The 11,492-nt window shown below is 67.2% G+C and carries 10 protein-coding genes; 3 read left to right on the top strand and 7 right to left on the bottom strand.

Translation table 11 applies throughout. The annotated features are described in order from the left end of the window. Window positions 1-4: 4 nt before the first annotated feature. Entirely contained in the window at window positions 5-1,276 is a 1,272-nt protein-coding gene (locus tag ACZ9CK_RS15280; RefSeq protein WP_426299908.1) for an FAD-binding protein, read from the bottom strand. 217 nt (window positions 1,277-1,493) lie between these two features. Here ACZ9CK_RS15280 and xylA point away from each other — a divergent pair, with 217 nt between their 5' ends. From xylA to ACZ9CK_RS15265, 3 genes are all read left to right on the top strand, one after another. Beyond that, window positions 1,494-2,684, top strand: coding sequence for a xylose isomerase (xylA, locus tag ACZ9CK_RS15275; protein WP_426299906.1), 1,191 nt, complete (start codon window positions 1,494-1,496; stop codon window positions 2,682-2,684). 19 nt (window positions 2,685-2,703) lie between these two features. Beyond that, window positions 2,704-4,239 carry a xylulokinase gene (locus tag ACZ9CK_RS15270; RefSeq protein ID WP_476050914.1) on the top strand — a complete coding sequence of 512 codons (1,536 nt, stop codon included), beginning with the start codon at window positions 2,704-2,706 and terminating at the stop codon, window positions 4,237-4,239. Window positions 4,240-4,363: 124 nt separating this feature from the next. Further along, window positions 4,364-5,563 (top strand): ROK family transcriptional regulator, encoded by a 1,200-nt coding sequence (locus ACZ9CK_RS15265; protein WP_476050357.1) that lies wholly within the window; start codon window positions 4,364-4,366, stop codon window positions 5,561-5,563. On the opposite strand, the gene ACZ9CK_RS15260 is transcribed toward ACZ9CK_RS15265, so the two are convergent. The 6 genes from ACZ9CK_RS15260 to ACZ9CK_RS15235 form a co-directional block, all read right to left on the bottom strand. Continuing rightward, on the bottom strand, window positions 5,545-6,690 hold the full coding sequence (locus ACZ9CK_RS15260; RefSeq protein ID WP_476050356.1) for a Gfo/Idh/MocA family protein: 1,146 nt from the start codon (window positions 6,688-6,690) through the stop codon (window positions 5,545-5,547). The genes ACZ9CK_RS15265 and ACZ9CK_RS15260 overlap by 19 nt on opposite strands. Continuing rightward, window positions 6,675-7,373, bottom strand: a complete 699-nt coding sequence (locus ACZ9CK_RS15255) for a ThuA domain-containing protein (protein WP_476050355.1) — start codon at window positions 7,371-7,373, stop codon at window positions 6,675-6,677. The genes ACZ9CK_RS15260 and ACZ9CK_RS15255 overlap by 16 nt, the downstream gene beginning before the upstream one ends. A gap of 77 nt (window positions 7,374-7,450) precedes the next feature. Then, the gene (locus tag ACZ9CK_RS15250) at window positions 7,451-8,455 is read right to left on the bottom strand and encodes a sugar phosphate isomerase/epimerase family protein (protein ID WP_426299898.1); all 1,005 of its coding nucleotides are present in this window, start codon (window positions 8,453-8,455) and stop codon (window positions 7,451-7,453) included. Beyond that, on the bottom strand, window positions 8,452-9,675 hold the full coding sequence (locus ACZ9CK_RS15245) for a Gfo/Idh/MocA family protein (RefSeq protein ID WP_476050354.1): 1,224 nt from the start codon (window positions 9,673-9,675) through the stop codon (window positions 8,452-8,454). Before ACZ9CK_RS15245 ends, ACZ9CK_RS15250 begins: the two co-directional genes overlap by 4 nt. Before the next feature lie 12 nt (window positions 9,676-9,687). Beyond that, window positions 9,688-10,590 (bottom strand): carbohydrate ABC transporter permease, encoded by a 903-nt coding sequence (locus tag ACZ9CK_RS15240; RefSeq protein ID WP_476050353.1) that lies wholly within the window; start codon window positions 10,588-10,590, stop codon window positions 9,688-9,690. Next, complete coding sequence (locus ACZ9CK_RS15235) at window positions 10,590-11,486, bottom strand: carbohydrate ABC transporter permease (protein ID WP_426303516.1); 897 nt, start codon at window positions 11,484-11,486, stop codon at window positions 10,590-10,592. The genes ACZ9CK_RS15240 and ACZ9CK_RS15235 overlap by 1 nt, the downstream gene beginning before the upstream one ends. Between the last annotated feature and the right edge of the window lie 6 nt (window positions 11,487-11,492).

The raw sequence follows: 11,492 nt of genomic DNA, 5'->3' as shown, positions 1-11,492 counted from the left end.
AATATCAGCTGCCAAACACGGCGCGGTCGAGGAATCCGTTGCGGAACTTACCTGTCGGATCCAAGCGCCCCGCCAGGGCTATGAAGTCGCCAAAGCGCGGGTACAAGGGCACGACGGCGGCAGCACCGGCGTCGAACAGCTTGCCCCAGTGCGGCCTCACCGCGAACGGGGCCAGTTCCGCTTCGATCAGCGGAAGGGCGGCCTCCACCGCCGGCTGGTCCTGGCGCCAGGTGAAGTGCAGGCCGATGCTGTCGCGGCCGTAGTTGGGACTCAGCCAGAGACTGTCCGCGGCCATGGTGCGGATTTCGCCGACCAGCAGCAGAGGCGTCACCACATCGGAGAGCCGGCGCATGGTGCGCAGCGCATCCACCGCGTGCTCGCGCGGGATGAAGTATTCACTTTGCAGCTCGTCGCCCTGGCTCGGGTTGAACTCCATCCTGAAATGCGCCAGCCGCTCGGACCACGGCCCGGGAACTCCGAGCTGCTCCGTGCAGTTGCTGCCGGATACGCCGGGCAGGGGGTGCCGGGCTTCGGTTGCCGGGACGCCGCCGAAGAATGTCTCCGGCGACGGTGATGATGCCAGGGCCGTGCCGCGCCGCTTGAGCCACGCCTGGCCGATGCGGTCCCCGCTCCAGTCGGTGAACAGGCTGATGCTGTAGGCCGAGGACGTCACGGCGTCAAAGTCCGCCAGCACCAGGTCCCAGCTGAGATCCTCGAAGACACTCTGCGAGACATCGAAGCTCGGCTCGATGTCCAGGGTCAGTTCGGTGACGATGCCGAGTGCGCCCAGCCCCACCACCATGCCGTCGAAGTCCGGATCCCCGCGGCGGGCCGTGAGGAGGCTGCCGTCCGCGGTGACCATCTGCAGGCCCGCGACGGCGGTGGCAAGGTTGCCGTTGGCGTCACCGGAGCCATGGGTCGCCGTCGCGATTGCCCCCGCGATGGAAATGTGCGGGAGCGACGCGAGGTTGTGGAGGGCGAATCCCTGGCGCTGGAGTTCCTCCGCGAGCGTCCCGTAACGGGTGCCCCCGCTTACCGTGACCGTCATGTTGTCCGGGTCCACGCTGATGCCGGGCTCCAGACGGTCCAGCACCACGAGGGTTCCCGCAGTGTCCGCAATGGCGTTGAAGGAATGCCGGGACCCCAGCGCCCGGATGCGCCGCGCGCCGGCCACGAGCGCCTGGAGCTCGGCAACGTTCTCCGGATGGGCGATCCGCGGGGCTTGGTAGCTGTAGTTTCCTGCCCAGTTGCGTTCGGCTACCAGTTGATCAGTCACGGTGAATCCTTCTTCCGGGGCTTCGTGGTCTTATTTGATGTTCTAAACAACATAACAGCCGCATGCCGCTCCGGGCTATGGTTTTCGACGACTTTCGGTCCCGCCTTCCTCGGCTAATTTACTAGCCAAGTGGTTGACATCACAGAAATCCATAATATGTTTGGTAGCAGAACAATTCAGTTCGCCAAGCTCATCTCAAGCCAACCCGGAGCCCTCAATGACGATTCAGCCCACCCGCGAAGACAAATTTTCCTTCGGTCTGTGGACCGTGGGATGGGAGGCCCAGGACCAGTTCGGTTCCGCCACCCGTCCGCCGCTGGACACTGTGGAAGCCGTCAACCGGCTCAGCGACCTCGGCGCCTACGGCATCACCTTCCACGACAACGACCTCTTCCCCTTCGGCTGCTCGGCGGCCGACCGCCAGCGCGAGATCGACCGCCTGCAGGGTGCCCTGAAGGCCACAGGGATGGTCGTTCCGATGGTCACCACCAACCTGTTCAGCCACCCCGTGTTCAAGGACGGCGGCTTCACGAGCAACGACCGCGGCGTCCGCCGCTTCGCCCTGCGCAAGGTGCTGGACAACATCGACCTCGCCGCTGAACTCGGCGCCGAAACCTTCGTCATGTGGGGCGGCCGCGAAGGCAGCGAGTACGACGCAGCGAAGGACATCCGCGGAGCCCTGGAGCGCTACCGCGAAGCGGTGAACCTCCTGGGCGACTACGTCACGGACAAGGGCTACAACATCCGCTTCGCCATCGAACCGAAGCCGAACGAACCCCGCGGCGACATCCTGCTCCCCACCCTCGGCCACGCCCTGGCGTTCATCGAAACCCTCGAGCGCCCCGAACTGGTGGGCATCAACCCCGAGACCGGCCACGAGCAGATGGCAGGCCTGAACTTCACCCACGGCATCGCGCAGGCCCTGTACCAGGGCAAGCTCTTCCACATCGACCTCAACGGCCAGCGCAGCATCAAGTTCGACCAGGACCTGGTGTTCGGCCACGGCGACCTGCAGAACGCCTTCTCCCTGGTGGACCTGCTCGAAAACGGCGGTCCCGACGGCGGCCCGTCCTACCAGGGCCCGCGCCACTTCGACTACAAGCCGAGCCGTACCGAAGACATCAACGGTGTGTGGGACTCCGCGGCCGCGAACATGCAGACCTACCTGCTCCTGAAGGAACGCGCCAAGGCATTCCGCGCCGACCCCGAGGTCCAGGCTGCACTCCAGGCGTCCCGCGTCTCCGAAATCAACGAACCCACCCTGAACCCGGGCGAGGGCTACGAGCAGCTCCGCGCCGACAAGACCTCCTACGAGGACTTCGACGCCGACGCCTACTTCGGCGGCAAGGGCTTCGGCTTCGTGAAGCTCCAGCAGCTCTTCATTGAGCACCTCCTGGGAGCACGCTGATACCGTGCCGGCTGCTTCCTTGAACCTCGTTGCCGGGGTTGATTCCTCTACTCAAAGCTGCAAAGTGGTGGTCCTGGATGCGGACAGCGGTGCGCTGCTCCGCGAAGGACGCGCAAGCCACCCGGAGGGCACGGAAGTCCACCCGGACGAGTGGTGGCGGGCGCTTTCCGAAGCGTTCGACGACGCCGGCGGCCTGTCAGGTGTCCGCGCATTGTCCGTCGGGGGCCAGCAGCACGGCATGGTGCTGCTGGACCGCGACGGCAACGTGATCCGCCCGGCCCTGCTGTGGAACGACACCCGTTCGGCAGGCGCCGCGGCGGACCTCACCGCCGAGGTCGGGGCGGAGGACTTCGCCCGGCGCACCGGACTGGTGCCCGTGGCGTCCTTCACCATCACCAAGGTCCGGTGGGTCCGGGACAACGAGCCCGAAAGCCTGGCCCGGGTGGCCGCCGTCGCACTTCCCCACGACTGGCTCACCTGGCGCCTTCGCGGCTACGGTCCGGCCGGCTCCAGTCCGCTGGGACCGGACCTGGACGCCCTGACCACGGACCGTTCGGACGCCAGCGGCACCGGCTACTGGAGTCCGCTGACCGGCCGCTATGACCTTGAGCTGTTCAAACTGGCCTTCGGCCAGGACGCCCGGGAAGCCTCTCCCGACGGCGCTTCTCCCGACGGCGGCGGGTCGGCCGGCGTCGTGATCCTGCCTCGCGTGCTGGGTCCCGGAGACAGCGCCGGGCGGGTCCACCCTGACTGTTTCGGCAGCTCCCGGATAGGCGGGACTGATGGAATCCCGGCCGACGGAATCCTGCTGGGCGCGGGGGCCGGCGACAACGCCGCCGCGGCGCTCGGCCTCGGAGCGAAGGCCGGCGACGTCGTCGTGTCAGTGGGCACCAGCGGCACCGTCTTCGCCGTCGGCACCTCGCCCGGACGGGATGCGAGCGGCACCGTGGCAGGCTTCGCGGACGCCAGCGGTGAATACCTCCCGATCACCGTGACGCTGAACGCCGCCCGCGTGCTCAGCTCCGTTGCAGGAATGCTCGACGTCGACTTCGACGAACTCTCCCGGCTCGCCCTTGAGGCGGAACCGGGTGCCGGCGGTGTGGTGCTCGTGCCGTACTTCGAGGGGGAGCGGACCCCCAACCTGCCCCACGCGAAGGCGAGTTTCCACGGCCTCAGCATCGCCTCCACCACCCGGCCGAACATCGCCCGGGCAGCCATCGAAGGGATGCTGTGCGGCCTCGCCGGCGGGCTCGAGGCTCTGCGCACCCAGGGCGGCCGGGCAGAACGGCTGCTGCTGATCGGCGGTGCCGTGCAGAATCCTGCGGTGCAGCGGATCGCGGCCCAGGTGTTCGACCTTCCCGTGGTGGTGCCGAGCCCGGGGGAGTACGTTGCCCGGGGCGCTGCGGTCCAGGCGGCGTGGGCGCTCGCAGGGGAACGGCCGGACTGGCCCTTGGCCCTCGATGCCACCCCGGAGCCCGACTTCCGCGCTTCCATCGGCAGGAACTACGCGAAAGCTGCGGCGCTTGTTGCCGGGGGCGCCGGCCGGGCTGGCTGAGCTGAAATACCCGGGCTGGAAATAGCGGGCCCGCACGACGCATAGGTCCGGAATTACCCGCCCATGGGCCCTCCCTGAACGATGATGGAGACCACCACGTTTCCAAGCCGCTCACGGAGGGCCCATGCCTCATCCATCGACGCCCCCAACCGCCGGCCGGGTGGGCGATGTCCGCAGGCAGAACCTGGCACTCGTCCTTGCCGGAATCCACAGGAACGGTGGCGTGACGCGCGCCGGGCTTGCGGCGGACAGCGGCCTGACCAAGGCCTCGGTGTCCAGCCTGGTGGCGGATCTGCTCGAGTCGGGCCTGGTGTGCGAAGACAGCGTTGCCCGGGACGGTGAACGCGGGCGGCCGGGGACGGGGCTTGTGCTCAACCCGGCCCGAGGCGCGCTCGCCGCGGAAATCAACGTGGACCACCTGGCCGTCGGGGTGCTGGACCTCGCGGGGCAACTGTCCTTCCACGAAAGCCTCGAACGCCGTAACCGCGGAAGCAGGCCAGGGGAACTCCTGCCGCTCCTGGTGGACATGGCCGAACGTGCGGCAGCAGCGGCAGCGGCCTCCGGTATCGAACTTCTCGGCGGGGAACTCACGGTTCCGGGACTGGTGGACGCGGAGCGGAACGTGGTGCTGTCCGCCCCCAACCTCGGCTGGGCCGGCGTCGACCTCTCCGGGGAGCTGCCCAAGCTCCTGCCCGGCGCGCCTTTCGGCGTCTCCCTCTCGAACGAGGCTAACAGCGCCGCGCTCGCGGAACTCTGGCACGGCCACGGCGCGGTCTTCCCCGACTTCCTCTATGTGTCGGGTGAAGTCGGGGTGGGCGGCGGGCTCGTCGTTGGCCGCAGGCTCTTCGCCGGTCCGCAAGGACATGCGGGCGAGATCGGGCACATGGTGGTGCATCCGGAAGGGCCACCATGCGCTTGCGGCGGGCGCGGTTGCCTCGAGACCTTCGCCGGTCAGGACGCCATATATTCGGCAGCCGGCATAGAACAGGACCCGCCCCGGATGGGCCGGCTCTTGAACCGGCTGTCCGATGGCGACGAGGGCGCGGTATCGGCCGTCGAACAGGCCGGGAGGTATCTCGGAATCGCGGTGGCATCGACCGCGCGGGTGGCGAACGTCTCCGCCGTCGTCCTGGGCGGGCATTTCGCCGCGCTCCAGGAATGGATCGCACCAGCACTGTGCCAGAGCCTGGAGCATTACGCCCCGGGGCTCGTCCCGGGAGGGAACGTGGTGTTCTCCGGACTGGGGCAAACGGGGGCGCTCATCGGCGCTGCCGCCACCTCAGTCCGGAGAATCCTCGGCAGTCCCTACGAACTGATCCCCTGAACTCCGCCAACGGGAACCTCATTAGCCAGTGCTGCCAGCTCCACGGGTTCCGGCCGCGCCACCGTGCTCTTGATGGACACCGCCGATCCGTTGTGCGCGGAGGCCAGCACCGACTCCATGACCTCCAGCGCGTGGTAGGCCAGCTGTCCGCCGGCGCGGGGCTCTGATCCGGGGGCAGTGGCCGCAAGGTCCGCGATGCCGAAGCCCCTGCCGGAATCCACATAGCCCGCCGAGACCGGGAGGGTCTGCCAGGAATCGGCGCCGAGCGCGAAAAGCTCCACGTCGCCGTCGAAATGGTTCGGGTCCGGCACTGCGAGCGTCCCGAGCGAGCCGTGGACCTCGATGTTGGCCGACTTCGTGCTGACCGCATCAAAGCTCATGAACAGCGTCGACAGGGCCCCGGAGGCGTGCACCAGGACGCCGGTGACGTGCGAATCGATGTTCACCGGGATCACCTCGCCCTTACGCGGCCCGGAGCCGATCACCCGCTCCGGACGGGTGTGGCTTGCTGCCCCGATGACCGAGACCACCGGGCCGAGCAGGGTGACGAGGGCGCTGACGTAGTACGGACCCATGTCCAACAGCGGCCCGCCGCCGGGCTGGTAGTAGAAGTCCGGGTTCGGGTGCCAGCGCTCGTGCCCCGACGTCACCATGGTGGCGCTGGCCGAGATCGGGGAGCCGATCAGGCCGTCGTCGATCGCTTTGCGGGCGGTCTGGATCCCGGTTCCCAGCACCGTGTCGGGGGCGCAGCCGACCACGACGCCGGCCTCCCGCGCGGCGTCGAGCACCTGCTTCGCCTCCGCTGTGGTCGCCGCGAGCGGCTTTTCGCCGTACACGCTCTTCCCCGCGGCGATCGCCTTCAGGGCGATCGGCCCGTGCGCGGCCGGGATGGTGAGGTTCAGGACGAGCTCGACGTCGTCCGCCGCCAGGAACTCGTCCACGGACAGGGCACGGACACCCTCGTAGGAATCGGCCACGGCCTGCGCCCGCGCAAAATCCAGGTCCGCGACGGCGACCAGCTCGATGGCGTCGAGCCGGCGGAAGTTGCTGAGGTACTGGGCGATGATGGCGCCGCAGCCGATGATTCCAACCTTGAGCGGCTTGTCTGTGTCTAGCGGCTTGCCCAAAGCATGCCCCTTTCGATGATCGTGCGGACGTTGGCGTCCTGGAGGATTTCCAAGCGGTGGCCGGGGGTGCAGACGAAGATCCGGCCCTTGGCCCATTGCCGGGTCCAGATCGCCGGGGAGGTGACTTCGCGGTTCCACTGGTCCCAGTCCCGGACCTTCTGGGTGGTGGTGGCGAGGACGTCGATGTAGTCGTCCGCGAGGACCCAGTACTGCTCGGTGACCAGCTCGAAATCGCCGATGCCCTCGGTGATCGGATGGGTTGCCGCGGCCGGGAGCATGTTCACTGTGTGCGGCACGTAGTTATCCGACATTTCGCCGATCAGCTCATCCGGGTGCTTGCCGGGGTGGCAGGCGAACTGGCCGCCGATCATGTGTAGGTAGTCCGAGGTGTTCCGGTAGGAATCGGCAATTCCGCCGTGCCAGCCGGCCAGGCCCGTGCCGTTCTCGACGGCGGTGCGCAGCCCCTCGAACTCGTCCTTCTCGATGGTGGACATCGTCACGCACTGCACGATCAGGTCCACGCCGGCCATGTATTCCGAATCGGCATATACCTTGGGGGATTCCTCCACCCGCACGTCGTAGCCGTTGTCCTTGAGGAAGGGGATAAAGAGTTCAGTGGCCTCGGTGGGCTGATGGCCGTCCCAGCCGCCGCGGACCACCAGGGCGGTCTTCTTGTCAGTCATGTTGTCCTTTGCTTGGTTGTTGCGTACCGCAGGTGTTTGTTGTGTACGACGGCGGCCCCGCGGCTGCGGCGCGGGCCTCACCGGCTGCTGAAGGCGGCGTCGAAGGCCGCGGCGGGCGGTGCGATGCGGGCAAGTTCCCGCACCATGGCCAGGGACTGCGGCGCCCCGACCAGGCGGTCCATGCCGGCGTCTTCCCATTCGACGCTGGTGGGTCCCTCGTAGCCGATCGCGTTCAGGGTGCGGAAGATCGGCTCCCAGTTCACGTCGCCGTGCCCGGCGGTGACGAAGTCCCAGCCGCGGCGGGGGTCCGCCCAGGGCAGGTGGGACCCGAGCCGTCCGTTGCGGCCGTTGAGCTGGCGCACCGATTCCTTGACGTGCACGTGGAAGATCTTGTCCGCGAAGTCCTGGAGGAACATCACCGGGTCCAGATCCTGCCAGATGAAATGCGAGGGGTCGAAGTTCAGCCCGAAGCTCTCCCGGTGGCCGATCGCTTCCAAAGTCCGCTTCGCAGTCCAGTAGTCGTAGGCGATCTCGGAGGGATGGACCTCCAGCGCGAAGCGGACCCCGGCCTCGTCGAACACGTCCAGGATCGGGTTCCAGCGGTCCGCGAAGTCCTGGTAGCCGCGCTCGATCATCGATGCCGAGGCCGGCGGGAACATGGCCACGGCCTTCCAGATGGCGGAGCCGGTGAAGCCGGTAACGGTGCCGACGCCGAGCCGTGCGGCGGCCCGGGCGGTGGCCTTCATCGCCTCGGCCGCACGTTGCCGCACGCCTTCCGGCTCGCCGTCGCCCCACACCCGCTCCGGGAGGATGTCCCGGTGCCGTTCATCGATGGGGTCGTCGCACACCGCCTGCCCGGTGAGGTGGTTGGCAATCGCGAAGACCTCCAGCCCGTTCCGCTTCAGGATGTCCAGCCGGTCCTGAACATAGGCGTCGTCCACGGCTGCGCGGAAGGGGTCGAGGTGGTCGCCCCAGCAGGCGATCTCCAGCCCGTCGAAGCCCCACTCGCCCGCCAGCCGGGCGACCTCTTCGAAGGGCAGGTCTGCCCACTGGCCGGTGAAAAGCGTGATCGCTCGTGTCATTGGATTCCTTCCTCGACTTTCTGCCAGAGGCTCGATTCGGCGGCGCTCGCCTCAACGGCGGCAAGCACCTTTTGCACTTGCAGGGCGTCAGCGAACGACGGCGAAGGCTGCGTGCCTGCCGCGATCGCCGTCACGAGGTCCACCACCTGGTGGGTGAAGCCGTGCTCGTAGCCGAGACCGTGGCCCGTGGGCCACCAGTTGCCGACGTACGGATGCTCGGGTTCGGTCACGAAGATCCGGCGGAACCCCGCGTCGGGCGACTCGGCGGCGTCGTAGAAGGACAGGACGTTCATGTCTTCGAAGTCGAAGGCGAGCGAGCCGAGGGTGCCGTTGACCTCCAGGCGCATCGCGTTCTTGCGTCCCAGCGCGAAGCGTGTGGCTTCGAAAACCCCGACGGCGCCCGCGGAGTTGCCGTCGCCGTCGAACCCGTCGCCGGAAAAACGGGCGCTGAAAATGGCCGCGTCGTCGACGGTGACCGTGCCGCGCGGGGCATCGGCGCCGACGTCGCCGTGGCCGCCCAGGCCCACGAGGTCACCGGCAAGGGGACGTTCGTGGACGAAGGTTTCCAGCAGCGCGGAGACGCCCGTGATCTTCTGCCCGGTGACCCACTGTGCGGCATCGATGCTGTGTGCTCCGATGTCGCCGAGCGAACCGGATCCGGACTTGGACTTGTCCAGCCGCCAGGTCATGGGCGCGTTTTCGTCGCTGAGCCAGTCCTGCAGGTATTGCGCGCGCACGTGCCGGACGGTTCCCAGCCGGCCTTCCTCGACCATCCGCCTGGCCAGGGCCAGTGCGGGAGTGCGGCGGTAGGAGAATCCGCACATCGAAAACACTCCGCGTTCCGCGGCGGCCCGGGCGGCCTCGGTCATGCGTTCGGCTTCGGCCACCGAGTTCGCGAGCGGCTTCTCGCACAGCACGTGCTTCCCCGCCTCCAGGGCGGCGATCGCGATTTCGGCGTGGGTGTTGCCCGGCGTGCAGATGTCGATCAGGTCGATGTCGTCGCGCTCGATGAGACGGCGCCAATCCGTCTCCACGGATCCCCAGCCGAGCTTGGCAGCGGCGGCGCGGACGCCGTCGTCATTCCTTCCGCACAGGGCGGTGAGCTGGGGGTCAAGCGGGAGATCGAAGAACCTCGGCGCCGTGCGCCAGGCATGGGAGTGGGCGGCGCCCATGAACGCGTACCCGACCATGCCGACCCGCAAGGGCTTAGCGGTAGTCACAGGGAATCCTTTCTATTTGCTGAAGCCGGCCGTGAGCCCGCTGATCAGTTGGCGGCGGGCCACTACGTAGATGACCAGAAGCGGCAAGGTGGCGAGCACCACCGATGCCAGCACCGCCGGGATGTTGACGCTGAACTCGCCCTGGAATGTCCACAGGGACAGCGGAAGGACGCGGGTGGACGGGCTTTGGGTCAGGATGAGCGGGAACAGGAAGCCGTTCCAGACGCCGAGGGCGTTGTAGATCCCCACGGTCACGACGGCGGGACGCGTCATGGGCAGCGCGAGGCGCCACATCATGGCCCAGTCCGAGCAGCCGTCCAGCCGCATGGACTCGAACAGTTCGTTGGGGACATCGCGCATGAAGTTGCTCAGGATCAGCACGGAGATGGGAATCGCGAATGCGATCGACGGGAGGATCAGTGCCAGCAAGGTGTCGTAGAGGTGCGCCTTGGTGATCATCCAGTAGATGGGGATGATCGTGGCGTGCAGCGGAATGGCCAGCCCGAGGAGGAAGAGCCTGTTCGTCCAGCCCAGGAAGCGGGTCTTGCCGCGGACGATCGCGTAGGCGGCCATGAACGAGACCAGGAGGGCGGGCACCACACTGCCGACCGTCACAAGGAGGCTGTTCACGAAATACATCGCGAAGTCGTTCTCGAGCACCAGTTTGTAGTTGTCCAGTGTTGGCTCGTTGGGCGGCATCATCGGGTTGGAGGTGAAGAAGCCCGCCTGGTTCTTCAGGCTCGTCACCACCACGTAGTAGATGGGGACGATGATGATGGCCAGCCACAGCCAGCCGCCCAGGCCGCCGAGGAAGTTGGGGCGGGAGCGGCCCGGGCCCTTGCTCCGCTGGGCCGGCTTGCGGCTCGGGTCAACCCGGACTGCAGGGGGAACGGGAAGCTGGGTTGTGGAAGCCATCAGGCACCTTCCAATTGGCTTGCGTTGCGGTTCTTGCCGCCGAGGCGTTGCAGGATCAGGGCCAGCGCGAGGCCGATCACCACGAGGATGACGCCCAGGGCGCTGGCGGCTCCCATGTCGTTGGCTTTGAAGCCGGTCAGGTACATATGCAGGGGCAGCAGCCGGGTGGAGTAGCCGGGGCCGCCGCCGGTGAGGACGAAGACCAGGTCGAAGTACGCCAGTGAGCCGACCACCATGAGGGTGGAAGACGTGATGATGGTGTATTTCAGCTGGGGCAGGGTGATGGCGAAGAACTGCTGGACGCGCCCGGCGCCGTCAATCTGGGCCGCTTCGTACAGGGAAGCGGGAATCTGCCGCACGCCGCCTTGGTAGATGAGCGTGTGGAACGGGACGAACTGCCAGGCGATAACGAAGACCACCACGAACAGCACGAGGTCCGAATTGCCGAGCCAGTCCTGCGCCAGGAACGGGATGCCGAGGCCGGGGCCGAGGCCGAAGTTCGGGTCCAGCAGGGCCTTGTACGCGATGGCCACGGCGGCCGAGGAGAGCAGCAGCGGAACGAAGTACAGGACCGCGAGGACTGCCCGGTATTTCTGGGAAGCGGAGGTGAAAACGCCCAGCAGGAGGCTGATGGGTGCCTGGACGATGAACGAGAAGAACATGATCTTGGCGGTGACCAACAGTGCGTTGCCCGTGACCGGGTCGGTCAGCACGGTCGTCCAGCTCGAGAAGCCGTCCAGCTTGATTTCGCCCAATCCGTCCCATTTGGTGAAACTGAGGAAGAAGACGCCGGCCAAGGGGACGATGGCGAACAGCAGGAAGAAGAACAGGGCTGGGGCGGCCAGCCACCCCGACGGGCCCTTTTCAAGGACCCGTCGGGAAGCACCGGTAGAGATGGACAC

Source organism: Arthrobacter sp. TE26545, from assembly GCF_056279005.1.
The sequence above is the reverse complement of the archived record's forward strand: the minus strand, read 5'-3'. Positions and strand labels throughout refer to the sequence as shown.

What these genes read in the sequence shown, in the direction of transcription:
- xylA (WP_426299906.1), top strand. Translation starts at nt 1,494, where the DNA reads ATGACGATTCAGCCCACCCGCGAAGACAAATTTTCCTTCGGTCTGTGG.
- ACZ9CK_RS15255 (WP_476050355.1), bottom strand. Translation starts at nt 7,373, where the DNA reads ATGACTGACAAGAAGACCGCCCTGGTGGTCCGCGGCGGCTGGGACGGC.
- ACZ9CK_RS15240 (WP_476050353.1), bottom strand. Translation starts at nt 10,590, where the DNA reads ATGGCTTCCACAACCCAGCTTCCCGTTCCCCCTGCAGTCCGGGTTGAC.
- ACZ9CK_RS15250 (WP_426299898.1), bottom strand. Translation starts at nt 8,455, where the DNA reads ATGACACGAGCGATCACGCTTTTCACCGGCCAGTGGGCAGACCTGCCC.
- ACZ9CK_RS15265 (WP_476050357.1), top strand. Translation starts at nt 4,364, where the DNA reads ATGCCTCATCCATCGACGCCCCCAACCGCCGGCCGGGTGGGCGATGTC.